General features: G+C 70.9%; 22 protein-coding genes. 14 read left to right on the forward strand and 8 right to left on the reverse strand.

Annotated elements, in window-relative coordinates:
- Positions 1-87 precede the first annotated feature (87 nt).
- The 4 genes from AMK18_RS01435 to AMK18_RS01450 all read left to right on the forward strand — a co-directional run bounded on the left by AMK18_RS01435 (position 88) and on the right by AMK18_RS01450 (position 2,978).
- A complete protein-coding gene (locus AMK18_RS01435) occupies positions 88-846 on the forward strand; it encodes a MerR family transcriptional regulator (RefSeq protein ID WP_073861342.1) in 759 nt (252 codons plus the stop codon).
- 27 nt (positions 847-873) lie between these two features.
- The gene (locus AMK18_RS01440; RefSeq protein ID WP_073861343.1) at positions 874-1,440 is read left to right on the forward strand and encodes a putative immunity protein; all 567 of its coding nucleotides are present in this window, start codon (positions 874-876) and stop codon (positions 1,438-1,440) included.
- 70 nt (positions 1,441-1,510) lie between these two features.
- A complete protein-coding gene (locus tag AMK18_RS01445; RefSeq protein WP_073862269.1) occupies positions 1,511-2,098 on the forward strand; it encodes a DUF3885 domain-containing protein in 588 nt (195 codons plus the stop codon).
- Between the two features lie 55 nt (positions 2,099-2,153).
- Entirely contained in the window at positions 2,154-2,978 is an 825-nt protein-coding gene (locus AMK18_RS01450) for an aminoglycoside N(3)-acetyltransferase (protein WP_241836416.1), read from the forward strand.
- On the opposite strand, the gene AMK18_RS01455 is transcribed toward AMK18_RS01450, so the two are convergent.
- Positions 2,968-4,317 (reverse strand): lamin tail domain-containing protein, encoded by a 1,350-nt coding sequence (locus tag AMK18_RS01455; RefSeq protein ID WP_241836501.1) that lies wholly within the window; start codon positions 4,315-4,317, stop codon positions 2,968-2,970. The two genes, AMK18_RS01450 and AMK18_RS01455, sit on opposite strands and share 11 nt — an antisense overlap.
- A gap of 278 nt (positions 4,318-4,595) precedes the next feature.
- Between AMK18_RS01455 and AMK18_RS01460 the strand changes: the two genes are divergently transcribed.
- The 6 genes from AMK18_RS01460 to AMK18_RS01485 all read left to right on the forward strand — a co-directional run bounded on the left by AMK18_RS01460 (position 4,596) and on the right by AMK18_RS01485 (position 11,116).
- Positions 4,596-5,657, forward strand: coding sequence for a LacI family DNA-binding transcriptional regulator (locus AMK18_RS01460; RefSeq protein WP_073861345.1), 1,062 nt, complete (start codon positions 4,596-4,598; stop codon positions 5,655-5,657).
- A gap of 213 nt (positions 5,658-5,870) precedes the next feature.
- The gene (locus AMK18_RS01465; RefSeq protein ID WP_073861346.1) at positions 5,871-7,127 is read left to right on the forward strand and encodes a sugar ABC transporter substrate-binding protein; all 1,257 of its coding nucleotides are present in this window, start codon (positions 5,871-5,873) and stop codon (positions 7,125-7,127) included.
- On the forward strand, positions 7,124-8,110 hold the full coding sequence (locus AMK18_RS01470; protein WP_018105758.1) for a carbohydrate ABC transporter permease: 987 nt from the start codon (positions 7,124-7,126) through the stop codon (positions 8,108-8,110). The genes AMK18_RS01465 and AMK18_RS01470 overlap by 4 nt, the downstream gene beginning before the upstream one ends.
- On the forward strand, positions 8,110-8,994 hold the full coding sequence (locus AMK18_RS01475) for a carbohydrate ABC transporter permease (RefSeq protein WP_018105757.1): 885 nt from the start codon (positions 8,110-8,112) through the stop codon (positions 8,992-8,994). The genes AMK18_RS01470 and AMK18_RS01475 overlap by 1 nt, the downstream gene beginning before the upstream one ends.
- Positions 8,991-9,707: a hypothetical protein gene (locus tag AMK18_RS01480; RefSeq protein WP_073861347.1), complete on the forward strand. Its 717-nt coding sequence runs from the start codon at positions 8,991-8,993 to the stop codon at positions 9,705-9,707. The genes AMK18_RS01475 and AMK18_RS01480 overlap by 4 nt, the downstream gene beginning before the upstream one ends.
- On the forward strand, positions 9,704-11,116 hold the full coding sequence (locus AMK18_RS01485) for a sulfatase family protein (protein ID WP_073861348.1): 1,413 nt from the start codon (positions 9,704-9,706) through the stop codon (positions 11,114-11,116). The genes AMK18_RS01480 and AMK18_RS01485 overlap by 4 nt, the downstream gene beginning before the upstream one ends.
- A gap of 46 nt (positions 11,117-11,162) precedes the next feature.
- On the opposite strand, the gene AMK18_RS01490 is transcribed toward AMK18_RS01485, so the two are convergent.
- Together AMK18_RS01490 and AMK18_RS01495 are read right to left on the reverse strand one after the other, a co-directional pair.
- On the reverse strand, positions 11,163-12,755 hold the full coding sequence (locus AMK18_RS01490) for an alpha-amylase family glycosyl hydrolase (protein ID WP_073861349.1): 1,593 nt from the start codon (positions 12,753-12,755) through the stop codon (positions 11,163-11,165).
- Between the two features lie 37 nt (positions 12,756-12,792).
- A complete protein-coding gene (locus AMK18_RS01495; protein ID WP_073861350.1) occupies positions 12,793-13,599 on the reverse strand; it encodes an endonuclease/exonuclease/phosphatase family protein in 807 nt (268 codons plus the stop codon).
- 176 nt (positions 13,600-13,775) lie between these two features.
- Here AMK18_RS01495 and AMK18_RS01500 point away from each other — a divergent pair, with 176 nt between their 5' ends.
- Positions 13,776-15,923 carry a glycoside hydrolase family 3 N-terminal domain-containing protein gene (locus AMK18_RS01500; RefSeq protein ID WP_073861351.1) on the forward strand — a complete coding sequence of 716 codons (2,148 nt, stop codon included), beginning with the start codon at positions 13,776-13,778 and terminating at the stop codon, positions 15,921-15,923.
- Positions 15,924-15,970: 47 nt separating this feature from the next.
- On the opposite strand, the gene AMK18_RS01505 is transcribed toward AMK18_RS01500, so the two are convergent.
- The 4 genes from AMK18_RS01505 to AMK18_RS01520 form a co-directional block, all read right to left on the reverse strand.
- Positions 15,971-16,447, reverse strand: a complete 477-nt coding sequence (locus AMK18_RS01505) for a hypothetical protein (protein WP_073861352.1) — start codon at positions 16,445-16,447, stop codon at positions 15,971-15,973.
- Complete coding sequence (locus tag AMK18_RS01510; RefSeq protein WP_073861353.1) at positions 16,447-16,869, reverse strand: hypothetical protein; 423 nt, start codon at positions 16,867-16,869, stop codon at positions 16,447-16,449. Before AMK18_RS01510 ends, AMK18_RS01505 begins: the two co-directional genes overlap by 1 nt.
- A gap of 417 nt (positions 16,870-17,286) precedes the next feature.
- A complete protein-coding gene (locus AMK18_RS01515) occupies positions 17,287-17,793 on the reverse strand; it encodes a polyprenyl synthetase family protein (protein ID WP_079199208.1) in 507 nt (168 codons plus the stop codon).
- 93 nt (positions 17,794-17,886) lie between these two features.
- Positions 17,887-19,311, reverse strand: coding sequence for a cytochrome P450 (locus tag AMK18_RS01520; protein ID WP_107422320.1), 1,425 nt, complete (start codon positions 19,309-19,311; stop codon positions 17,887-17,889).
- A 495-nt stretch (positions 19,312-19,806) separates the two neighbouring features.
- On the opposite strand from AMK18_RS01520, the gene AMK18_RS01525 reads away from it, so the two are divergent.
- Positions 19,807-20,301 carry a hypothetical protein gene (locus AMK18_RS01525; protein WP_073861355.1) on the forward strand — a complete coding sequence of 165 codons (495 nt, stop codon included), beginning with the start codon at positions 19,807-19,809 and terminating at the stop codon, positions 20,299-20,301.
- A gap of 62 nt (positions 20,302-20,363) precedes the next feature.
- Here the strand turns inward: AMK18_RS01525 and AMK18_RS01530 are convergent, their stop codons facing one another.
- Entirely contained in the window at positions 20,364-21,893 is a 1,530-nt protein-coding gene (locus AMK18_RS01530) for a helix-turn-helix domain-containing protein (protein ID WP_018100749.1), read from the reverse strand.
- A 148-nt stretch (positions 21,894-22,041) separates the two neighbouring features.
- Here AMK18_RS01530 and AMK18_RS01535 point away from each other — a divergent pair, with 148 nt between their 5' ends.
- Entirely contained in the window at positions 22,042-22,734 is a 693-nt protein-coding gene (locus AMK18_RS01535) for an MOSC domain-containing protein (RefSeq protein WP_073861356.1), read from the forward strand.
- Positions 22,735-22,932: 198 nt separating this feature from the next.
- Positions 22,933-25,647, forward strand: a complete 2,715-nt coding sequence (gene acnA, locus AMK18_RS01540) for an aconitate hydratase AcnA (protein ID WP_073861357.1) — start codon at positions 22,933-22,935, stop codon at positions 25,645-25,647.
- Positions 25,648-25,710 lie beyond the last annotated feature (63 nt).

Below are 25,710 nucleotides of genomic sequence, written 5' to 3' on the forward strand. Positions count from 1 at the left end.
TTGCCGTTGACGCAACGGCAGCTTCTACGGTCGTGGGACAGGGCCGGAAACACCGGCCCGGTACGGCGAAAGCGCGAGGTGAGGGCGATGGAGTGGCCGACCGCCGAGGTGGTGCGGATGTCCGGGGTGACCGCCCGGACACTGCGGCACTACGACGCGATCGGGCTGTTGCCGCCCGCCCGGACGGGGGCCGGCGGGCTGCGGTACTACGGCGAGCCCCAGCTCCTGCGGCTCCAGCAGATCCTGGTCCTGCGGGAGCTGGGGCTCGGGCTGGGGGACATCGGCCGCGTCCTGGCCGAGCAGGTCGACGCGGTGGAGGCCCTGCGCGGCCATCACCGGCGGCTCCTGACCGAGCGGGACCGGCTCGACACGCTGGCCACCACCGTCTCGCGCACGATCGCCGAACTGGAACAGTCCGGGAAGGACGACGCACCCATGACCATCAACCGACCGGAGAACCTCTTCGAGGGCGTACAGCCGGAGCAGTACCAGGAGAGCCTGCGCGACTTCCCCGCCCACGCGGAGCGGGTCGCCCGGCACGTCGAAGGAAGCAGCCCCGAGGACATCGAGGCCGGGCAGCGCGAGCGTACGGCCAGGATGATCCGCCTCGCCGAACTCCGGGCAGAAGGGCACGCGGCCGACTCCGCGCCGGTCCAGGCCGAGGTCGACGCCCACTACAGGCTGCTGTCCGCCCTGCGCCCGGTCACCGCCGAGGAGCACCTGGCCATGGGCCGCTCCGTCGTGGACAACCCCGACTGGCGCGCGGCCTACGAGGCCATCGCGCCCGGCCTCGCCGCCTTCCAGCGCGACGCCATCGAGGCGTACACGGCGGACCGGCTCGGCTGAACGCACGCCTGTGCGAGGATCACCGGCGTGACGAGCGACTTCGAACTGTCCCTGGACGAGCTGAGAACCGTGGCCCGTTACGCCACCGAGGCGGCGCGGGGCGTCCTGCCGGTGTTCGAGGACGCCCACCCCGACGACGCGCGACCCCGGGCCGCCATCGACGCGGCCCGGGAGTTCATCGACGGCGCGCCCCGCACCAGGCTCCAACGCACCACCTCGATGGACGCCCACCGCGCGGCCAAGGACGCGTCCACGGAACCCGCCCGCCTCGCCGCACAGGCGGCGGGCGACGCAGCCTCCGCCGCCTACCTGCACCCGATTGCGAAGGCCCACCAGGTGGCCCACATCCTGCGCGCCGCCGCGAACGCGGCCCGCATCGCGGAGATCGCGGCGGGGGAGGACCCCGGAGCGGGGGACCGGGCGCTCAAAAGGGCCCGCGAACGGGCCACCCCCGCCCTGATCGACGTTCTCCGCCGCTACCCGCCCGCGCCCACGGGCAGGAGCCGTGCCGCGCAGTTCATGGTGGCTCTGGATACCTCGCTTCGGGGCGAAGTGGATCCAGCGTGCGGTGCGGGAGAGATACGACGGCCGTGATGCCGAGGACCGAGGAGGAGCTGCTCGTAAACCGGTCGACGGCCTCTTCTTCGTGCCAGATAGTGACGCGGTGAGCAGAATCGATCTCGACGCGCTGTCAAAGCGGTGGTCGCGGCAGTGGCCGCCGCCGGAAGGCGACCCGCGGATGTGCTTCGCGTACGCGGACCGGTGGGTTCGTTTTCACAGCCTCCCCGAGTCCAAACGCTATGCCGACGATGAAGCGGAGTACGCCGTGATACTCGACCGGCATCACACGCTGCTGGGCGAGCTGGGGCCGGATGACGAGGAGGTCTATGTGGTCACCCGGGAGTGGAGCGGAGACCTCGCTCCGGGTGCTCGCCGGCCCGAACTGCGCGACGCCGATCCCGACGCGGAGCACTGGGGCAGCCACGTCCACGACGACGACTTCCCCGACGACATCGTCTACGAACACGAATACGTCAGCCGCCGTCCACGCACGAGGCACGCGTTGGACCCCTTGCTGCGGCTGGTGGCGGACGACGTTGTCTCAGGAGTGACCATCGCCCCGCTCGACCTCCGCTGGATCTACCACCCCTACGACGGCGGAGGAGACGTCGTCGCACCCGACGGCGCGACCAGAGATGCGCTGAGAGCTGCGCATCAGAGCTGGCTCTCCGCGCATCCCTTGGGCCTGTAGTCCGCCTCCCCCTCTCCCGCCTGCCGCATCCGGCTCTCACCCAAAGGAGCAGCGCTTGCCCCCGTACCACCATCGTGACGCCACCGGGAGCCTCACCAGCAACGATCTGCGCGCCGGATTCGAGGCGCTCGGCCTTCCCGTCGGCGCGACGGTCGTCGTGCACGCCTCCCTGTCCGCCTTCGGCCGCGTCGACGGCGGCGTCGCGACGGTCCTCGGTGCGCTGCGCGACCGCCTCGGCCCGCAGGGCACCGTGGTGGTGCCCGCGTTCACCGGTGACGCGGTACGGGACCCGCACCCGGGGGCGGGAGCCGACGTGGACCGCTCGGGCGTGCCGCTGTTCCATGACCGGCTGCCCACCCTCATGTGCGCGCTCCCCACCGCCGTGCTGGCCGACCCCCAGCGGCTGCGCAGTACCCACCCGCAGGCGTCCGTCGCCGCGCTGGGGCCGCTGGCCCGGGACATCACCGCCCGGCAGCCGCTGGCCTACGCGGTGGGGCCCGGCTCGCCCTTCGACCGGCTGCACGAACTCGGCGCCCACATCCTGCTGCTGGGCGTGGGTCACAACCGCAACTCGTTCCTGCACTACGCCGAGTCCCTGATCCCCAACCACCGGCGCAAGCTGCGCCGCTTCCCGTACATCGTCGACGGCGAACGGGTCTGGGTGGAAGTGCCGGACGTGGGCGACGACAACGGCCGGCACTTCCCCGGGGTCGGCGCGGAGGCGGAGGACGCGGGGCTGGTGCGCGTGGGTGCGATCGGTGCCGCCGAGTGCCGCCTGATGGAGAGCCGCCCCTTCATCGAGTTCGCCGCCCGACGCCTTCAGGAACGGCTGTCACAGGAGGGGCGCGGCATCACCGGGTGCGCACCCCTCAGCAGCTGACGCTGCCCCGCCGCAGCGCGTGCCCGCCGTCATTCGCGTCGTCCGACCAGTACACCGGCTTCGACCCCGACACGCACTCGTCCGCGCCCGCCAGCGCGAAGCCCTCGTTGTTGTAATTCGGCATGCCGGACGGGCGGTTGTACGCGCCGGTCACGGCGAACGTGCCCGCCGCGTTGACCGTCAACGTCTGGTGCCGGCCGTCGCAGGTGTCGTCGCACACCGCCCAGAGGCGGGACGCCTGGGGCTCCCACTGGAGTTCCATCACGCCGGACATGCCGCTGCTGAAGGAGGCGACCCGGGTGTACGAACCGGAGTCCGCCAGCACGTACCCGTACACCATGCCCGTGCCCTCGACGCCGACGAAGAAGACGCCGCCGCTGTGGGCGGCGTAGTGCGCCGGGTCGTACGCCGCGCCCGTCGACGCGTCCTTGAAGCCGGCGCCCGTCAGCGACGCGTCCGGCACCCAAGTCACGGCTTCCAAGCCCAGGTTGGAGCCCGTGGACGGGAGGTCCGAGGTGAGGTTCCACTCCTTGGTGGCCGTCAGCGACGAGCCCGAACCGCTCACGTCGTACCGCAGCACCGACAGGCGGCTCGTGCCCGAGGCGTCCCCGTTGCGCTCGCTCGCGACGAAGATGCTGCCGCCCGTCGCGGTGACGCCCTCACTGTCCGGGCTGCCCGAGCCACCCGGGAAGCGCAGGGTCTTGCCGGAGGACCAGCCGTTCGCGGTGTCCGGCTTCCAGCCGCCGGACCCGTCCCGCACCAGGCGCCACAGCTTGCCGCTGTTCTGCGCCGCCCACAGCACGCTGCCGTCCTGGTAGAGCCCGCTCAGGTCCTCGCCGAACACGTTCGAGCCGTCCGCGGTGGCGACCGAGCTGCCGCCGGGCCACGCGACGGGGGTCGTCGAGCCCCCACCCGTACCGCAGGCGTTCGCGGCGCCCAGCGTCACCGATGACGCCTGCTTGAACGCGCCCGTGCCGTCGGGGCAGCGGGACCAGGACGGACCCGAGTGCTTGCTCCACGAGAAGCCGTCCACCTGCGTCTTGCCGTCCGCCAGGTAGAGCCGCGCCTCATCGGCCGACCCGAGCCCGAACGCACCGCTCACGTCGAACGCCCGGAAGCCGCCCGGTGCCAGCGTCGTCCCGGAGGGGATCTTGTACGCGTGGTCGTTGTCGTCGTCCTTCAGGACCCAGCCCGACACGTCGACCGACGAGCCGCCCTTGTTGTACAGCTCGACCGAGTCGTTCACGTCGCCGGTAGTCACCACCTCGTTGATGCGTACGTCGTCGGCCGGGGCCGCCTGCGCCGCCGGCACCCCGGTCAGCGCACCGGCCGCCAGCAGCGGCGCGGCGACGAGAAAGCGGGTGAGAGCGCGGGGCCGTCGACTAGGGGTCGGTGCAGTCACGGAGTCCATCCTGACGTCGTTGTGGAGCGGGCGGCCCGACGTTCTCGGTCCAGCCCGAACGGGATGCCTACCCCCAGGAGGACGGTTCACGAATGCCAGGCAAACTCTGCGCCGCCCCGGGCAGCCGTCGCCGGATGTCTGAATGCGCTTCCATGCCGGCGCCCCGCATGTGGGAACATCTCCCCACCACAGGGGAAGAGAGGTGACGCGGCGCGATGAGTACTCCTACGGTGTACGACGTTGCCGAGCGGGCGGGGGTCTCCATCGCCACGGTGTCGCGGGTGTACCGCAGCCCGGAATCGGTGCGCGGGGAGACCCGCGAACGGGTACTGGCCAGCGCGCGCGAACTCGGGTACGTGCCCAGCGGCAGCGCCCGGGGCCTCGCCAGCCGCAGCACCGGGGTACTCGGCCTGTGCTACCCGGACTTCCACGACGCGGAGGCGGACAGCGCGTCCGCCGCCGACCCCGGCGAGGTCACCCTCTACTCCGACGAGGTCATAAGGGGCATGGAGCGCGCCGCGAGGCGCCACGGCTACGCGCTGCTCATCGCCTCCTCGCACGCCGACGACGCGGGCATACGGCTCACCGAGGTCGCGGGCCGGGTGGACGGGCTCGCCGTCCTCGCCCAGGCCGTGCCGGACGAGACCCTGGAGATGGTGGCCCGGCGGGTCCCGGTCGTGCTGCTCGCGGGCGAGCCGTACGACGGCATCGACCACGTGAAGGTGGCCAACTTCGACGGACAGCTCCAGATCACGAGGCACCTGCTCGGCCCGCACCGGCTGCGGCGGCTCGCGTTCGCCGGCGGGCCGGAGGACTCCCCGGACGGCGAGGCCCGGTTCCTCGGCTACCAGGCCGCCCATCTGGAAGCCGGCCTCCCGCTGCCCAAGGCCCCCGACCTGCGGGGCGACCTCACCCAGGCCGCCGGACGGCAGGCGGTGGAGACGCTGTTCGGGGCGGCGGGGGAGGGGCCCCGGCCCCAGGGCCTGGTGTTCGCCAACGACCAGATGGCCGTGGGCGCGCTGCACGCCCTGCAGGAGCGCGGCATCGACGTGCCCGGTGACATCGCCGTGACCGGCTTCGACGGCATCCCGCTCAGCCGGCTCGTGCGGCCGACGCTCACGACGGTCCGGCAGCCGATGGGGCAGCTGGGCGTGGAGGCCGTCGAACTGCTGGTGGCCCGGCTCGCCGAGCGCGAGAGACCCCCGCAGGAGCGGCTGCTGCCCGTCTCCGCGGTGCTGCGCCGCAGCTGCGGCTGCCCGGCGGACGCGGCGGCGTAAGGGGCCCGGGAGCTCAGCTCGTACGCCCGGAGGCAGAGCGCCCCCGGGCCCGTCTCCGTACGCCCGGAGCCCACTCCCGTACACCGCAGGTCAACCCCGCCGCCCCCTGCGTTACCCAAGCGTTATCTCATCCCTCTTGAGCGATCCCGACCCGTATTGCAGAGTCCTGTATGCGCTTTCAGATAGCGCATACACAGCTCGAGGAGGAGCTCCATGGCACGCCCCGCCAAGACCGTCGCAGGCATCTCTGTCGCAGTGGCCGCCGCACTGGCCCTCACCGCCTGCGGCGGTGGTGGCGGCGCGCAGCAGTCCGCCGACGCCAAGCAGACCCTGACCGTCTGGGGCATGGGCGAGGAGGCCAAGCGGCTCGCCACGGTCGCCAAGGACTTCGAGAAGGACAACCCGAACATCACCGTCAAGGTGACCCCCATCGGCTGGGACGTCGTCGGCCAGAAGATGACCGCCGCCGCGGCCGCCGGGAAGCTCCCCGACATGGCGCAGATGGGCTCCACGATGATGGGGCAGTACATCGCGCTCGACGTGCTGGAGCCGGTGAACACCAAGACCTTCAAGAAGGCCGACTTCTTCCCCGCCACCTGGAACAGCAACGTGGTGGACGGCACCGCCTACGGCGTCCCGTGGTACGCCGACGTACGCGGGCTCTACTACCGCACCGACCTCGCGGAGAAGGCCGGCGTCGACAAGGCGCCCGTCACCTGGGACGACCACCACAAGCTCGCCGAGGCGTACCAGAAGAACGGCGCCCAGTACGGCACCGCGCTCCAGCCCGGCAACACCGGCGCCTGGCAGAGCTGGCTGCAGTTCCTGTACTCCGAGGGCGGCAGCCTCACCGACGCGGACGGCAAGGCCGCGCTCGACTCGCCCGAGGCCGTGAAGGCGTTCCAGACGTGGGGCAGCTACTTCAAGGACGGGCTCGCCAAGAAGAACTTCGTGCCCGGCGCGGACGTGGCCAAGACCTTCGCCAAGGGCGAGGAGCCGACCTTCATGTCCGGCCCCTGGATGGTCCAGAACCTCAACGAGCAGCAGCCGCAGCTCAAGGGCAAGTGGAAGACCGCCCCGCTGCCCGCGGGCCCGAAGGGGTCCGTCTCCTGGGTCGGCGGCGCCTCGCTCGTGACCTTCAAGGACAGCGAGCACAAGGCCGCCGCCGAGAAGTTCACCCAGTACCTGACGACCCCCGAGACGCAGGCCGCCTGGTACGGCGCGACCAAGTCGCTGCCCGCCAACAAGGCCGCCTACGACCTCCCGGAGATCAAGGACAGCGCCGAGGCCGACAGCCTGAAGGTCTTCCGCCAGGCCCTGGACACCGGCAAGGAGATCCCGGCCCTGGAGAAGTGGAACGAGATCGCCGCCGCCATCGAGGGCACCCTGGAGAAGATCGCCCAGGGCGGTGACCCGGCCGCCGAGGCCAAGAAGCTCCAGGCGACCACGGAGGGGCTGATCTCCCAGTGAAGACCGCCGCCACCCGGGCCGGGGCAGGCCTGGACCGCGCCCCGGCCCAGGCCGGCGGCCCTTCCGGACAGCAGGACCCGGCGGGCCAGGAGCTCCGCCCCGACCGGCTCTCCCGGCAGAACCTCGCCGGCTGGCTGTACTCGACGCCGTTCCTGGCCCTCTTCCTGACCTTCATGGCGTTCCCGATCGTCGCCACGCTCCTCATGAGCTTCACCGACTTCGGCCTGCGCAACGTCACCCACCCGCTCGACGCGAACTTCGTCGGGTTCGACAACTACACCGCGCTGTTCGACGACCCGAAGTTCATGCGGGCGCTCTTCAACACCTGCTACTTCGTGGTGCTGGGCGTCCCGCTGACCATCGGCAGCGGACTGGTCGCGGCCGTGCTCCTCAACTCCGGCATCGACCGCTTCCGGACCTTCTTCCGGGTCGGCTTCTACGTCCCCGTGGTCACCGCCATCGTCGCGGTGGCCGTCATCTGGCGGTTCGTGCTCGACCCCTCGGAGGGCCTGATCGCCGGGCTCGGCGCGCAGCTCGGCTTCTCCACGCCGGACTTCCTCGCCTCCAAGGCGCTCGCGATGCCGTCGCTGATCGTGATGGCCGTCTGGCGCAACATGGGCACCGCGATGGTCCTCTTCCTCGCCGGACTCCAGGCCATCCCGGTCGAGGTCCGCGAGGCCGCCAAGCTGGACGGCGCCGGTGCCTTCCAGGAGTTCCGCCGGATCACGGTCCCGCTGCTGCGGCCCACCATGCTGTACGTCGCGGTGATGACCACCATCGGCTTCCTCAACGTCTTCGAGGAACCCTTCGTGATGACCGACGGCGGACCCGGCGACAGCACCCTCACCGTGTCGCTGCACATGTACAAGGAAGGCTTCAGCTTCTTCCACATGGGCTCCGCGAGCGCCATGGCCTACGTCCTCTTCACGATCGTGCTGGCCGTCACGCTGCTCCAGTTCCGCCTGCTGAAGGACAAGACCTGATGAGCGCCACCGACCTCCCCACCAAGAGCGCACCGGGCAGGCGGCGCACTGCCACCTCGCGCAGGCCGGGCACCAAGGCCCTCACGTACACGCTGCTCACCCTGGGCCTGCTCGTGATGACCGCGCCCTTCCTGTGGATGGCGGTGTCCGCCTTCAAGACCCCGCAGGACCTGGGCGCCAGCCCGCCGGTGTGGATCCCCACCGAGTGGACCCTCGCGAACTTCCGCGAACTGCTCGACCTGATGGACATCGCGCGGAACTTCCTCAACTCCGCGGTGGTCGCCGTCGTCGTGACCGCCTGCAACCTGGTCTTCTGCTCGATGCTGGGGTACGCGCTCGCCAAGCTGAACTTCTTCGGCAAGCGGGGCGTGCTCGCGATCGTGCTGGGCGCCCTGATGGTGCCGGGCAACCTGATGCTGCTGCCGCAGTTCGTCATGATGAGCAAGATGGGGCTGCTCGACAGCTACGCGGGGCTCATCCTGCCCTTCGCGGCGGGCGCGTTCGGGGTCTTCCTCATGCGGCAGTTCATGTCGGCGATCCCCGACGAACTCCTCGAAGCGGCCCGCATCGACGGCGCCGGCGAGTGGTACATCTTCTGGCGGATCGTGATCCCGCTGGTCAAGCCGGCCCTCGCCACCCTGGCGATCTTCGTGTTCCTCGGCTCGTGGAACAACTTCCTGTGGCCGCTCGTCGCGACCAACGACCCGGACAAGTACACCCTGCCGGTCGCGCTCGCCACGTTCGCCACCGACCCCACCAAGGCCGCCGGTTCCAACGGTGTGCTGATGGCCGGGGCCTTCCTCGTGGTGCTCCCGGTCGTCGCCGTCTTCATCGCCCTCCAGCGGCACTTCACCCAGGGCATCGCGACCTCCGGCCTGAAGTGAACGGGCGCCCCGGCCTCGCCCCGGCGGGCGTGCCGCCGTCCCGGGACCGCACGGTCCTGCGGTCCCGGGACGGCATCGGCCACGTGCTGCTCGACTGGCTGCCCGCACCGGGGACGGCCGGTTACGTCGTCCACCGCTCCGATCACTACGAGGGCCCGTACGAGCCCCTGCACCCCGGCCCGGTCCTCCCGCCGTACGCGGACACGCGCGCCGAGCCCGGCCGCGGCTACTGGTACCGGATCGCGCCCGGGACGCCCGAGGGCCCCGAGCCCCCGCTGCCCGGCCCGGTACGCGGCTGCGCGCTCGCCCCGGGCAGCGCACCCGCCGGGGTCCGGGTCCGGATCGACGCCGGCGCCCCGCACCGCCCCGCGCACCTCACCGGCGACGGGGCCCGCGCCCTGGTGACCGCCACCGTCACCGCGCGCGACGGCACGGTCGAGGTGCGCGTGGTCAACGCCGCCGCCGACCGGCCCCGCGCGATACCGGTACCGGCGCTGGGCCGCCGCGTCACCGTGGAGGTCGCCGGGCTCGAACCGGGCGCCCGCTACCGGATGCGCCCCGCCGGTGACACCGGCCCCGAAGCCTTCGCGCACACCGGCCCGGACGGTCTCGTACGCACCACGCTCGATCTGCCCATGCCGGGCAGCCGCACCCTGCGACTTGCCCCGGACCGGACCTACCCGCACCCAGCCAAGGAGGACCCCGGGCCATGAGCACCACCGGCACCGAGCGCCCCAGCCTCGTCTTCTTCATGACCGACGACCACGCCGTACCCGCGATCGGCGCCTACGGCAGCGTCATCAACAGGACGCCCGCCGTCGACCGGCTGGCCGCCGAGGGCATGCGCTTCGACAACGCCTTCTGCACCAACTCCATCTGCTCGCCCGCCCGGGCGTCCCTGCTGACCGGCACCTACAGCCACGTCAACGGCATGACGACGCTCGAACAGGAGGGCCAGAAGTTCGACGCCACCCAGCCCTCCTTCCCGAGCATGCTCCAGGAGGCCGGCTACCAGACGGCGATCATCGGCAAATGGCACCTCGGTCACGGCGGCTGCTCCGACCCGGTCGGCTTCGACCACTGGGAGGTGCTGCCGGAACACGGCGTCTACCACGACCCGACGTTCGTCACCCGCGACGGGGAGCGGCAGCACACCGGTTACGTCACCGACCTGATCACCGACCTCGCGCTCAACTGGCTCGACCGCCGCGACCGCGACAAGCCCTTCGCGCTGTTCATCCAGCACAAGGCCCCGCACCGCGCATTCGAACCCGCCGAACGCCACCGCCATCTGTACGAGGACGTGGACATCCCGGCGCCCCGCACCCTCCACGACGACTACAGCCACCGGGCGAGCGCCGCCGCCGAGGCGGAGATGCGGATGCGCGACCTGCTCCCGGAGGACCTCAAGGCACCCGTCCCCGAAGGCCTGGACGAGCGCGAGGAACGCGAGTGGCGCTACCAGCGCTACATCAAGGAGTACCTACGCGTCATCGCGGCCCTGGACGAGAACGTCGGCCGGGTCCTGCACTATCTGGACCTCACCGGCCTGGACCGGTCCACGGCGGTCGCGTACACCTCCGACCACGGCTTCTACCTCGGCGAACACGGCTGGTTCGACAAGCGGTTCATGTACGAACCCTCGCTGCGCATCCCGCTGGTGGTGCGATGGCCCGGCGTCACCCCGCCGGGCAGCAGCTGCGACGAGCTGGTGATCAACGTCGACTACGCCCAGACGATCCTGGACCTCGCCGGAGTGGAAGCGCATCCACGGATGCAGGGCCGCAGCCTCGTGCCGCTGCTCAGGGGCGAACGGCCGGACGACTGGCGGCAGTCGGTGTACTACCGCTACTTCGAGCACCTGGACGTCTGCCACAACGTCCAGGCCAACTACGGCGTCCGCACCCACACCCACAAGCTGATCCACTACCCCGGCCACGGCTCCGGCCGGCCGGGCGCCAAGGACGAGACCCGCGCCCCCGAGTGGGAGCTGTTCGACCTGGTGGCCGACCCGGACGAACTGCACAACCGGTACGACGACCCGGGGTACCAGGATCTGGTCGTGGAGCTGACCGCCGAACTGGCGGCGCTGCAACGGCAGTACGGTGACACCCCCGGCTGACGTGCGGCTTCCGCCCCCACCCGGCACCGGGCGGGGGCGGAACCGCTCAGCCCGCGTCGAGTGCGAAGACGCCGAAGCCGAAGCCCTCGGCCCGGATACGGCCGTCCGCGACGGTGACCCCGCGCGCCTCCACGGCGGTGGCCCGGCCTGCGGGCGCGGCGGTCTCGGCGGCCTCGGAGCGCGGGTTGACCACGACCAGGTAGCGCCCGCCCCGGACGTACACCAGCGGATACCCGTCGTGCAGCACCTCCGTGGACGCCCCGCTGCCCAGCTCCGGGGTGGCCTTGCGGAGCGCGATCAGGCGCCGGACCAGGTGGAGCAGAGAGCCTTCGTCGGCGCGCTGGGCGGCGACGGTCGGGCGCGCCGGGTCCGGGTCGATCGGCAGGTACAGGGCGTCGGCGGGCGCGGTGGAGAAGCCCGCGTTCGGCGAGTCGTCCCACTGCATGGGCGTACGGGACCCGGCCCGGTCGTAGCGCGGACCCAGGCGGCTGCCCTCGCGGGTGGGCGTGCCGGGCACGTACCGCATGCCGATCTCGTCCCCGTAGTAGATCGCGGGGAGCGTCGGCCAGGTCAGCTGGAACGCGAAGGCGGCGGGCAGCTGTTCGGCCGTACGCGGGCCTGTGGCGAGGCGCGAGAAGTCGTGATTGGCCGTGGGCAGCGAGATGAACCCGGCGTCCCCGATGACCTCCGTCGCCTCGCGCCAGGCGTCGAGGAAGGTGGCGAACCCACCCTCGCCCCGCGCCCCGAAGTACGGCTCAAGCGGCTCCCACGGCTCGCTGACCGTGCCCTCCCAGTTGTTCCAGAGCGACCGCAGCGGCAGCCCGTCACCGCGCGGCCCGAACTGCAGGAAGAAGTCCGCGTGGAACCCGGCCGGGACCGAGACCTGCGGGTCTCCCCACTCGGAGAGCAGCGCCGCCCTCGGGTGCGCCCGGTCCAGCCAGCCGCGCAGCTCGGTCCAGAGCTTCGCGGTCTCGGCCTGCCCCGGGTCGTCCTTGACCAGGGACGCGGCCATGTCGACCCGGAAGCCGGACAGGCCGAGACCCAGCCAGTGGTCCATGATCTCGCGCAGCGCCTGCCGGTTGGCGCGGGGCCCCTCGGCGTCGACGGGCAGCCGCCAGGGCTCCGCCGGGTCCATGCGCGCGTGCCCGAAGTTGAGCGCGGGCTGCGATTCGAAGAAGTTCGGCTGGTAGAACCCGGACCTGCTGCCGGGCGAGGCGACGAACCCGGGCGGGGCCTGCTCGGTGTCCGCCCAGATGAACCGCTGGTCGGCCGGGTCGTTCGCGGACGCCCGGAACCAGGGGTGCTGGTCCGAGGTGTGCCCGGCGACCAGGTCGAGCAGCACCCGGATGCCCCGGCGCCCGGCGGCCTCGGTGAGCCGGGCCAGGTCCTCGTTGGTGCCGTAGCGCGGGGCGACGTTGAGGTAGTCGGCCACGTCGTAACCGGCGTCGTCGAAGGGCGAGACGAAGCACGGGTTGAACCACACGGTGTTCACCCCGAGCCACTGGAGATGGTCGAGCCGCGCCTCGATCCCCGCGAAGTCGCCGATCCCGTCCCCGTTGGAGTCGGCGAAGGACTGCGGATAGATCTGGTAGAGCACGGCGTCGGCGAGCCATTCGGTCGCCGGGCGGGGGGATGACATGAGGATTCCTCCGATAAGGGTTTACGGGATTGCGGGCTCAGCGCCCCACGGGCGCGGACGGCAACTCGATCAGGGCGCGCACCGGCAGATGGTCGCTCGGCGCCACCGCGCCCGGCAGCACGGCCGACGCCTCCCGTACCCGCGTACCGCGCGAGGCGAGGATCCAGTCGATGCGCGGGCCGTCCGCGACCGGCGCGCGGTAGTCGTGGAAGGTGGCGTACGCGGGCCCGCGCTCCTCGGCGCGGTCCCAGGTGTCGTCCAGGGAGCCCCGCGCGCGCAGCACGCCGTGCACCTCGGGGTCCCCGGCCGGGGTGTTGAAGTCACCGGTGACGACGACCGGCAGGTCGGGCGCCAGGGCGGCGGACCGCTCCACGAGCAGCCCGGCCGCGCGGGTGCGCGCGTAAGCGCTCACATGGTCCAGGTGGGTGTTCACGGCGAGGAATGCGATCCCGGTGGCCAGGTCCCGGAAGCGGACCCAGGTCGCCATGCGCGGGCAGCCGCCGCCCCAGGTCTCGGAGGCGGGCACCTCGGGCGTGTCCGAGAGCCAGAAGTCGCCGTGGTCCAGGGCTTCGAGGCGGTCGCGGTCGTGGAAGACGGCCATGTGCTCGCCGGTCCCGTCGCCGTCGCGGTCCCGGCCGGTCCGTACGTAACCGGGGCCGAGCGCGGCGAGCACGTCCGCGACCTGGTGCGGGCGGCCCTCCTGCGTGCCGAGCAGCTGGGGCCGCGCGTCCCGCAGCACCGCCGCCACCGCGTCCCGTCGCCCGGACCAGGGGCGGGGCGAACCGTCCCAGTCCACATGGAGGTTGAAGCTCATGACGCGCAGGGCCGACGCGCTGTTGGCCATGGATGTCTCCCGTGCTGACTCATCGATTCCGTCACGAGGGACCAGGATTCCTTGCCCCTGCGCCTGAATGCGCTTACATTCTGCTGCGAGCGACGTTAGCCCGCCGTTGTTCCGTCCGGCAAGGCTCCCGCCCGGGAGACCGCTCGCCCCCGCTATCCGGTTACGAAGGACCCGACATGCTCCGATCGCACGACGACAAGGTCAAGGAACTCCTCGGCCGGATGACGACCGAGGAGAAGCTCGGCCAGGTCCAGCAGCTGACCTGGACCGGGGACACGGGTCCTGGCGGCGGCCAGACGAAGGAGATCGAGGCGCTGGCCCGGGCCGGGCGGCTCGGTTCGGTGCTGAACCTGCACGGTGCGAAGTGGACCAACGACCTCCAGCGGCTCGCCGTGGAAGAGTCCCGGCTCGGCATCCCGCTGCTCTTCGGCTTCGACGTCATCCACGGCTTCTGGACGACCTTCCCGATCCCGCTCGCGCAGGCGTCGGCCTTCGACCCGGCCGTGGCGGAGACCGACGCCCGGGTGTCGGCCGCCGAGACCCGCTCGCAGGGCGTGCGCTGGACGTTCTCGCCGATGATGGACGTGACGAACGAGCCGCGCTGGGGCCGGATCGCCGAATCGAGCGGCGAGGACCCGTATCTGAACGCCGTCCTGGCCGTGGCGAAGGTACGCGGCTACCAGGGGCCCGCCGACGGCTCGGGGCTCCGGTCCGAGGAGCACGTCGCGGCCTGCGCCAAGCACTTCGTGGCCTACGGCGGTGCCGAGGGCGGCCGGGACTACAACACCGTGGACATCTCCGAGCAGCGGCTGCGCAACCACTACCTGCCGCCGTTCAAGGCCGCGCTGGACGCGGGCGCGGCGACGGTGATGGCCGCGTTCAACACGGTGGGGGGCGTTCCCGCGCACGCCAACAGCCACACCATGAACGGCATCCTCAAGGGTGAGTGGGACTTCGACGGCTTCGTGGTCAGCGACTACACGGGCGTCATGGAGCTGGTCGCGCACGGTTACGCCGAGGACGCGGCGCACGCCGCCGAACTCGCGCTCACGCACGGCCTGGACATGGAGATGGTGTCCACGCACATCGCGGACCACGGCGCGGACCTGCTCGACGCGGGCCGCATCAGCATGGAACGCCTGGACGACGCCGTGACTCGCATCCTGCGCCTGAAGTACGCCCTCGGCCTCTTCGACGACCCGTACACCGACGAGGCGGCCGAGATCGCCGGCCCCACCGCCGAGGCACGGGCCGCCGCGCGGGAGGCCGCCGCCCGGTCGATGGTGCTCCTGAAGAACGAGGGCGGTGTCCTGCCGCTGAAGCCGGGCGGCACGATCGCCGTGGTCGGCCCGCACGCCGACTCCACGGACCAGCACGGCACCTGGGCGGGCCCCGGCCGACTGGTGTTCGACACGGTGAGCGTGCTCGACGCGATCCGCGCGGCCGCGCCGGACGCCGACGTCCGGCACTCCGGCGGCGGTGACCCGGCGATGGCCGCGGCAGCCGCCTGGGCGGCCGACGTCACCGTCGTCGTGGTCGGCGAGGACTCCGCGATCAGCGGCGAGGCCGCCTCGCGCAGCGAGATCGACCTCCCCGCGGGCCAGCAGCAGCTGATCGAGGCCGTCGCGGCGACCGGCAAGCCCTTCGTGGTCGTCCTCGTCAACGGCCGCCCGCTCACCATCGGCGGCTGGGTGGACCGCGCACCGGCCGTCCTGGAGGCGTGGCACGCGGGCATCGAGGCGGGGAACGCGGTCGCGGACCTCCTGTTCGGCGCGGTCAACCCGGGTGGCAAGCTGCCGGTCTCCTTCCCCCGCACGGTCGGCCAGATCCCGGTCTACTACAACCGGGAGGCGACGGGCCGCCCCTACGACGCGGCGGAGAAGTACGTCTCCAAGTACCTGGACCTGCCGGACGGCCCGCAGTTCGTCTTCGGCCACGGGCTGAGCTACACCACCTTCACGACCGGTGAACCGCGGCTGAGCCGCACCGAGATCGCGGTGGACGCCCTGGAACGCGGCGAGACCGTCGAGATCACGGTCCCCGTCGCCAACACCGGCGACCGCACCGGCGACGAGGTCGTCCAGCTCTACATCCACGACGTCGCGGCGTCCGTGGTCCAGCCGGTCCGCAGGCTCCGCGCCTTCGAACGCGTCACCCTGGCCCCGGGCGAGGAGCGCCTGCTCCGCTTCACGCTGACCGCGGAAGACCTCGGCTACTGGACCAACGACCCCTCGGGCACGTACGTCCTGGAACGCGGCCGCATCGACATCTACACGGGCACGAGCTCGGCAGCGACGACCCGGGGGAGCCTGCGGCTGGTGTGAGGCCCCCCGTGCTCCGCCGTGGCCGGAGCGGAGCACGGGCGGCCCGATCACACCAGGTACTGGCCGAGAACCGAAGTGCGGGTCTTGAGCATCGGCTGGAGCTCCCGTCGAAGTAGATCGGCGTCCGGCTCGGGAAGCACCAACGACGCACGGCGTATCCGCGCACTCCAGGACTTCGGGTCTGGGAAGACCTGGAGTTGTGGAACAAGATCGGAAAGGATGACTCCGTCATGGCGCCGGGCGAGCCCGTGCACGCGCAGTGTGCATCCTGAGGTGAAGACCTTGGCACCGAAGGATAGGGGCTCTGCAAGCGACGTGACCTCGGAGGTGGCGGTCGCATGACCCATGATCCGGCCACGGTCGCGGCCGGGATTGCGGTAGCAGGCTCGTGTTGTGTAGACGAATATCTCGTCGTCCTTTTCCGGGAATCCGGTGGTACGTCCGGCAGGGAAGGCCATGCGCTGGTTCTCCAGCACCCAGCTCAGGGGCTCCCGGTCACCGATGATGATGAGGTGCGTCGCCATCAGGCCTCGCCTCGCAGGCGGTCGCGCAGGTCCTGGAGACGGACCTCGTTGTCGTCCTTGAGCACGTACTTGCCGTACCCGTTGATGTCGACGCCGGTCTGGGCCTTCAACGCGGGCGAGGGCTTGGAGAACTCGCGGCCGTCCTCGATCTCGATCCAGCCGTCCGGCGTCACGGTGGCCTCATGGGTCAGTCCGCGACGCGGCTGTACGTGGACCAGCTTGTCCCCGGGCTTGAGCAGACCGGCCTTGATGAACGGCATCAGGTCCCCGGGGCGGCGCCCCGGGGTGGTGGCCGGCCGCTGGGCCGGGTCTGCCAGGAGGAGTCGCCGCAACACGTCATTGGGGGTGTCCACCAGGGGTTCGCTGTGGTGTTGCAGGAAGGCGAACACCTCGTCGTCGATCTCGATGGTACGGGTGGCCACGACCGTCTTCCAATCTGTAGACTCCAGTGATCTGAAGTGTAGAAGTCTGGCGGCGTGGGCGCAAGAGGCTTTAGACCCTGCTTCGCGCAGGCCGACACGGGAGTCCGGGGTGACCGCCCCCGGCATGCGGGGACGCAACGACAGAGGCCCCGACGCACTCGATGAAGAGCGGCGAGGCCTCAGTTGGGTATCGGCTGATTCCGGAAGGCGATACTCCCTGGATATCCCGGGAGGTCTCGATCTGCGCCCCCGGGCGTTCACGCGATCTGTTTGCTTCGGACGATCAGCAGGGCCAGTTCGTGCAGCACGTGGCGGTCTGCGGGCGCGGCAGGGGAGTGAGCCGGCTCCAGGCGCCGGTGACAGCGGCTGCCGTCTCCATTCCCGCGGCCGTCGGGGCACCGGACTTCAGGCGGTGTGTCAGACGGACGACGTCCAGAACGGTGTCCCGGTCGCCGTCAGCCACGGCGCGGTCCATCTCTCGCGATGCCCCTGCAGGCCGAGGGCCTGACCGGCGTGCCCCGCCCGCAGCGCGGAGAGCAGCACGGTGCGCAGCTCCCCGCCGCGCTCCGCATCGTCGGGGAAGGAGAGCTGGACGGCCCGGTCCCACAGGAAGTAGGCGGCCGTTCCGGCGTGCAGGGCCTTCGACGCGCCGAAGACAGTGTGAACGGACGGCCGGCCGCGGCGCAGTGGTGATTCGTCCTGGATGCCGTCGACGACGAGGGAACCGGTGTGCAGCATTTCGAACGCCGCGATCAGCGGCCCGCACTGTTCGCTGTCCCCGCCGAGCAGGTCGACGGCCGCACAGAACATGACGGGCCGCCATCTGCGGCCCGTGGCACCGGTCAGGTGGTGGAGGGGTGCGCTCAGCGCGTGGTGGAGGCGGTGTCCGAGGCCGGTGGTGCCCGTCCGCCCAGCTTCCGTCAGATGAGCCTCGGGGAGCCAGGCGGCGCAGGCGTTCCGCCGGTGTACCGGGGCAGAGCCGGTCGACGTGGTTGTCGATGCGCGGGAGGGCCCCGATCAGGAAGGGGCGCTTTCGCTCAGTGCCGTCGGACGGGTGCGGCTTGCTCGTGGGGCGGTTGCCCGGGAGCAGGGGGGCGCGGCTTGCGGGGGGGTGGCGACCATGGCCAGGCCCTTGGGCGTGGGGGTGAGGTCGAGGCTGACGCGGACGGTCCTGCCGGTCGATGCGGTACGGAGCGTCCGCGAGCGGACCAGGCTCGCGAGGGCGACCGGCACCAGGATGTCGGAGGCCGCGGCGCCGGGGCAGTAGCGGGGACCGATCCCGTACGGGAGCAGCGCGGCGGGGGAGAGCGGCGGCCGGGCCTCGGGCGACCAGCGCAGGGGGTCGAACTCATCGGGCCGGGCGTACCGCGCGGGATCACGGCGCAGCGCGCCCAGGGGAAGGGTCACCAGGGCGCCGGCGGGCACCGGCTGGTCGCCCACGTGGGTCGCGTGGCGGGGGCGGCGCACGAGGAACGGAATCCCGTGCAGACGCGTGACCTCGCTGACGAAACCGGCGGTGAAGGGCAGCAGGCCGGGGCGGATGGTGTCGGCCGGGGCGTCGGTGCCCAGGACGGCGTCGCCCTCGGCCCGGATGGCGGCTTGGTGGTCGGGGTGGCGGCCCAACTCGTAGCAGGCCCAGGAGAGTGTGGAAGCCGTCGCCTCGATGCCGGCGAACAGCAGCGCGCGCACGTCGTGCAGCGCCACGTCCGGCCGGTCCTCGGACGCGCGCTTGAGCACCGAGACGACGTCGTTTCCGTCCGCGTCCGGCCGGTGGCGTGCGTAGACCTCCCGGGCGGCCTCGTTCAGCGTCGCGAAGGCACGGCGGGAGGCGCGCCGCCGGGGCACGGGCACCCAGGGCCAGCGCGACAGCGCGTACGTCCAGAACACCCGTGCGGACAGGACGGAACGCGCGTGGGCGAGTGCGGTCAGCGTGTCCGGGGAGATGGCGCTGTTCAGGACGGTCTCGATGACGAGTCCGGCCACGAGACGGCTCATCTCGACAGGGATGTCCACGGGGCGGTCGGTGGGGAGGTCCGCGATCAAGCGCTCGGTACTGTCCCGTACGGATGGTCCCAGGGCCGTCAGACGGGGTGCCGCGAGCGCGGGCTTCATCAGCGCGCGCCGGTCACGGTGAGCCTGGCCCTCGGCGCCGGGGAAGCCGTTCTCGGCGAAGCCCCGGAGACTCGGGTCCGCGTTCCAGAACTGGAAGATGTCCTCCCCGCACCCGACCTTCCGGATCAGCGACGGATCGTTGACCTGGAAGGCGACCGCCGGCCCGGTCCTCGTCCTGACGACGGGACCCGCCTGGCCGAGACGCACCGCGAGATTCGCCGGATCGAGCCAGAACCGCAGCACACGGGAGTGCGCGACACCCGGCTCCTCCCGCGACACCGGCTCCTCCCGCGACACGGGGCATGCCCCGGGACCGATCTCCTTGGACATATCTGCCAAGCCTCCTGGGCTTCCATGGGCTCGACGGCCCGTGTCTCTTCTCCACGCGACAACGAGAGCCGCCGGCGGGCGGCGTCCCGTGCGCCCGGTGCCTACCGGAGGCCGTCGAGTTCGTCGGGGGGCACGTACGCACGCGGCGGCAAGCGGGGGTGGGCAGGGTGCGCGGACGAACCCGGCGGACAGTCGCTTCACGCCCGCCCGCGCGCGAACTCCCGGTGCCTCTCCGGTTCGTACGGTGCGGACGCTTCGACGTCATCCCAGCAGAATCGCCCGGGCCGTGAACCGATCTTCCAGCCATAGGCACACGTTTCACCCCGTAGGGTGGAATCCCGTTCGATTCAGGTGGCCCACTCCTTCGGTACAGGGCCTCGAACGGATTTCGGTGCTCACGGGGCGTGCGTTGCATGCCGAGATGAGAAACGCATCCCTCGTCAACGGGATGCTGGTCCGCCGCCCGTAGCGGCTCGACGCTCACTCAGGAGTTCCATGTCGCGCAGGAAGACGTGTGCCGCGCTCGCTACTCTCGTCCTCGGCGCCAGTGGCGCCGCTCTCACCACAGGGGTCCCGGCATCCGCCGCGGCACATGCGTGCGACCCGGCCAAGCTGTCCGCGCTCAGCCTCTTCGACGGGCGGGCACACGGAGAGTACAAGGGCGACATCCGCTCCGAACGCAACGGCGGCAGCGTTCCCGAGGGAGCCATGACCCTCGACGTGTTCGCCCGCACCAACCCCCGCATGCCCGACGAGGCGGACATCACCCTCACGGCCCAGGGCGTTCCGTACGTCCACGAGTGGCTCAAGTACGTGCCCGCCGAGGGGAACTACACGACGCGGTACGGCTCCGGGGGCCTGAATCTCGAGTTCACGCCCCGGTGCAAGAAGAACGGCAGCACCGTCACCGGCGGCCGGCTGGACATCATCCGCACCCATTACGGCCGTGTGATGGCAACCTCCTGGGCCGACCTCAAGCGCACGAACTGACGCCGCACCCCTCCCCGACCCGTGGCTCAGCGGGTCGGACGGGGTGCGGCGTCAGCCTCGTATCAAATGTCCCGGAAGATCTCGATCTGCGCTCCCACCGAGTTCAGCCGCTCCGCGAGCTCCTCGTAGCCGCGGTTGATCACGTACACGTTGCGCAGCACCGACGTGCCCTCGGCCGCCATCATGGCGAGGAGGACGACCACCGCGGGGCGCAGCGCCGGGGGGCACATCATTTCGGCGGCGCGCCAGCGGGTGGGGCCCTCGACCAGGACGCGGTGGGGGTCCAGGAGCTGGAGGCGGCCGCCGAGGCGGTTGAGGTCGGTGAGGTAGATGGCGCGGTTGTCGTAGACCCAGTCGTGGATCAGGGTCTGGCCGTGGGCCGAGGCCGCGATGGCCGCGAAGAAGGGGACGTTGTCGATGTTGAGGCCGGGGAACGGCATCGGGTGGATCTTGTCGATCGGCGCCTCCAGCTTGGAGGGGCGGACCGTCAGGTCCACCAGCCGGGTGCGGCCGTTGTCCGCCGCGTACTCCGCGGTGCGGTCGCAGTCGACGCCCATCTCCTCCAGGACCGCGAGCTCGATCTCCAGGAACTCGATGGGCACCCGGCGGATCGTCAGCTCGGACTCCGTGACGACGGCCGCGGCCAGCAGGCTCATCGCCTCGACCGGGTCCTCGGACGGCGAGTAGTCCACGTCCACGTCGATCTCGGGCACACCGTGCACCGTGAGGGTCGTCGTACCGACGCCGTCCACGCGTACGCCCAGTGCCTCCAGGAAGAAGCACAGGTCCTGGACCATGTAGTTGGAGGAGGCGTTCCGGATGACCGTGGTGCCGTCGTGGCGGGCGGCGGCCAGCAGCGCGTTCTCGGTCACCGTGTCACCGCGCTCGGTCAGCACGATCGGGCGGCCGGGCGTGACGGAGTGGTCCACCCGGGCGTGGTAGATCCCCTCGGTGGCGGCGATGTCCAGGCCGAAGCGGCGCAGCGCGATCATGTGCGGCTCGATCGTCCGCGTACCGAGGTCGCAGCCGCCCGCGTACGGCAGCTTGAACGCGTCCATGCGGTGCAGCAGCGGGCCGAGGAACATGATGATGGAGCGGGTGCGGCGGGCGGCGTCCGCGTCGATCGCGTCCATGTCCAGCCGGGCCGGCGGCACGATCTCCAGGTCGGTGCCGTCGTTGATCCAGCGGGCGCGCACGCCGATGGAGTTGAGTACTTCGAGGAGGCGGTAGACCTCCTCGATACGGGCCACGCGGCGCAGCACCGTACGGCCCTTGTTGAGCAGGGACGCGCACAGCAGCGCCACACAGGCGTTCTTGCTGGTCTTGACGTCGATCGCGCCGGAGAGCCGGCGCCCGCCGACCACGCGCAGATGCATGGGACCGGCGTAGCCGAGCGAGACGATTTCGCTGTCGAGTGCTTCACCGATACGGGCGATCATCTCAAGGCTGATGTTTTGATTGCCGCGCTCGATGCGGTTCACCGCGCTCTGGCTGGTGCCGAGCGCCTCGGCGAGCTGGCTCTGCGTCCAGCCCCGGTGCTGACGGGCGTCACGGATGAGCTTGCCGATACGTACGAGGTAGTCATCTGACATGCCGAAAGGCTATCTCAGATATGAGATTGCACTCGCGTGGGGGTGTGCCGTTCGGGTGAGAGTGGTGTGCCGGACGGGGCGGGGGAGTGAACGGCGGTGCCCGAAACTCCCTCGCGTCCGGGCCCCGCCCCTCATAGGGTCCCGCCCCATGGATTCCCGCGGCACGCACGTGCTCTCCGTGAACATCGGCCGTCCCCGCCCCAACCCCTGGAAGGGGATCAGCGCGACCGGCATCGACAAGCGGCCCGTCGACGGGCCGGTCGCGGTGACCGCCCCCGGCCCCAAGGGCACCGGCGCCGTCGGTCTGGCCGGTGACCGGGTCTACGACGTGAGGCACCACGGCGGCACCGACCAGGCCGTCTACGCCTACGCGCGCGAGGACCTCGACGGCTGGGAGGCCGAGCTCGGCCGGCCGCTCGCCAACGGGGTGTTCGGAGAGAACCTGACCACCCTCGGCGTCGACGTCAACGGTGCCCTGATCGGGGAGCGCTGGCGGATCGGGCCGGACGTCGTCCTGGAGGTGTCGTGCGCCCGGATACCGTGCGGGACCTTCCAGGGCTGGCTGGAGCGGGACGGCTGGATCAAGCGGTTCACCCGGGCGGCCCTGCCCGGCGCGTACCTCCGGGTGATCGAGCCCGGCGAGATCCGCTCCGGCGACCGCCTGGAGATCGTGCACCGGCCCGCGCACGACGTGACCGTCGCGCTGGAGTTCCGGGCCACGACCCTGGAACCGGACCTGCTCCCGCGCCTCCTCGCCGCCGACGCGCTGCCCGACGAGACGAAGGAGGCGGTCCGCCGCCGTACGGGCGCCACGCGCCCGGATCGGGGCGCCCGGACATGACCCTTCCGCGGTCATGTACTAGAGTTATCTCGACATCGAGATATATGCCGAAGGTGCACAGCGAGCCGCCCCCGGTAAGGGTTACCTAACTAATCCTTACCTTAGCGGATGGCCCGGTGGTCCGAGGCGGCACCACGCGGCGCCCGCCGTGGTGAGGCGCGGCGCGGAGATACGCGCACATTGATGAAGGAGACTGTCGTGTCGGCGAACAGCTTCGACGCCCGCAGCACGCTGCGCGTGGGCGACGAGTCGTACGAGATCTTCAAGCTGGACAAGGTCGAGGGCTCCGCGCGCCTCCCTTACAGCCTGAAGGTCCTGCTGGAGAACCTGCTCCGCACGGAGGACGGCGCGAACATCACCGCCGACCACATCCGCGCGCTCGGCGGCTGGGACTCCCAGGCGCAGCCCAGCCAGGAGATCCAGTTCACGCCGGCCCGCGTGATCATGCAGGACTTCACCGGTGTGCCCTGCGTCGTGGACCTCGCGACCATGCGTGAGGCCGTCAAGGAGCTCGGCGGCGACCCGGAGCGCATCAACCCGCTCGCCCCGGCCGAGCTGGTCATCGACCACTCCGTCATCGCCGACAAGTTCGGTACGAAGGACGCCTTCGGCCAGAACGTCGAGCTGGAGTACGGCCGCAACAAGGAGCGCTACCAGTTCCTGCGCTGGGGCCAGACCGCGTTCAGCGAGTTCAAGGTCGTCCCGCCGGGCACCGGCATCGTCCACCAGGTCAACATCGAGCACCTGGCCCGTACGGTCATGGTCCGCAACGGCCAGGCGTACCCCGACACCCTCGTCGGCACCGACTCGCACACCACCATGGTCAACGGCCTCGGCGTGCTCGGCTGGGGCGTCGGCGGCATCGAGGCCGAGGCCGCGATGCTCGGCCAGCCGGTCTCCATGCTCATCCCGCGCGTCGTCGGCTTCAAGCTGACCGGCGAGCTCCCGGCCGGCACCACCGCCACCGACCTCGTGCTGACCATCACCGAGATGCTCCGCAAGCACGGCGTCGTCGGCAAGTTCGTGGAGTTCTACGGTGAGGGCGTGGCCGCCACCTCGCTCGCCAACCGCGCCACCATCGGCAACATGTCGCCGGAGTTCGGCTCCACCGCCGCGATCTTCCCGATCGACGACGAGACCCTCAACTACCTGCGCCTGACCGGCCGCGACGCCCAGCAGGTCGCCCTCGTCGAGGCGTACGCCAAGGAGCAGGGCCTCTGGCTGGACCCGGCCGCCGAGCCCGATTTCTCCGAGAAGCTGGAGCTCGACCTCTCCACGGTCGTCCCCTCCATCGCCGGCCCGAAGCGCCCGCAGGACCGCATCGTCCTCGCCAACGCCAAGGCCCAGTTCGCCCAGGACGTCCGCAACTACGTCTCGGACGACGAGGAGGCGGGCAAGGAGTCCTTCCCGGCCTCCGACTCCCCGGCCGCCTCCAACGGCGTCCCGTCGAACCCGGTCACCGTCACCGCCCCCGACGGCACCACGTACGAGCTGGACCACGGCGCCGTCACCGTCGCCGCGATCACCTCCTGCACCAACACCTCGAACCCGTACGTCATGGTCGCCGCGGCGCTCGTGGCGAAGAAGGCGGTCGAGAAGGGCCTGACCCGCAAGCCGTGGGTCAAGACCACCCTCGCCCCGGGCTCGAAGGTCGTCACCGACTACTTCGACAAGGCGGGCCTGACCCCGTACCTCGACAAGGTCGGCTTCAACCTCGTCGGCTACGGCTGCACCACCTGCATCGGCAACTCCGGCCCGCTGCCGGAGGAGGTCTCCAAGGCGGTCAACGAGCACGACCTGGCCGTCACCTCGGTGCTCTCCGGCAACCGCAACTTCGAGGGCCGGATCAACCCCGACGTCAAGATGAACTACCTGGCGTCCCCGCCGCTGGTCGTCGCGTACGCCATCGCCGGTTCGATGAAGGTCGACATCACCAAGGACGCCCTCGGCGTCGACCAGGACGGCAAGCCGGTCCACCTCGAGGACATCTGGCCCTCCGAGGCCGAGGTCAACGACGTCGTGGCGAACGCCATCGGCGAGGACATGTTCAACAAGTCCTACCAGGACGTCTTCGCGGGCGACGCCCAGTGGCAGGCGCTGCCGATCCCGACCGGCAACACCTTCGAGTGGGACTCCGAGTCCACCTACGTGCGCAAGCCCCCGTACTTCGAGGGCATGCAGATGGACACGACCCCGGTCGAGGACATCACCGGCGCCCGGGTCCTGGCCAAGCTGGGCGACTCGGTCACCACCGACCACATCTCCCCGGCCGGTGCGATCAAGGCCGACACCCCGGCCGGCAAGTACCTCACGGAGCATGGCATCGAGCGCCGTGACTTCAACTCCTACGGCTCGCGCCGTGGCAACCACGAGGTCATGATCCGCGGCACGTTCGCCAACATCCGCCTGCGCAACCAGATCGCGCCGGGCACCGAGGGCGGCTTCACCCGCGACTTCACCCAGGCGGACGGCCCGGTGTCGTTCATCTACGACGCCTCGCAGAACTACCAGGCCGCCGGCACCCCGCTGGTCATCCTGGCCGGCAAGGAGTACGGCTCCGGCTCGTCCCGCGACTGGGCAGCCAAGGGCACCGCGCTCCTCGGCGTCAAGGCCGTCATCGCCGAGTCGTACGAGCGCATCCACCGCTCGAACCTCATCGGCATGGGCGTCCTGCCGCTCCAGTTCCCCGAGGGCCAGACCGCCGAGTCCCTGGGCCTCACCGGCGAGGAGACCTTCTCGGTCACCGGCGTCACCGAGCTGAATGACGGCACGACCCCGCGCACGGTCAAGGTCACCACCGACACCGGTGTGGAGTTCGACGGCGTCGTCCGCATCGACACCCCCGGTGAGGCGGACTACTACCGCAACGGCGGCATCCTGCAGTACGTGCTCCGCAGCCTGATCCGCAAGTAGGGATCAGCGGCAGTACGGCGAGAGGGCCGCACCCCCGGTGACGGGGGTGCGGCCCTCTCTGTC

This window comes from Streptomyces sp. CB01249 (assembly GCF_001905735.1).
Classification (GTDB): Bacteria; Actinomycetota; Actinomycetes; order Streptomycetales; family Streptomycetaceae; genus Streptomyces.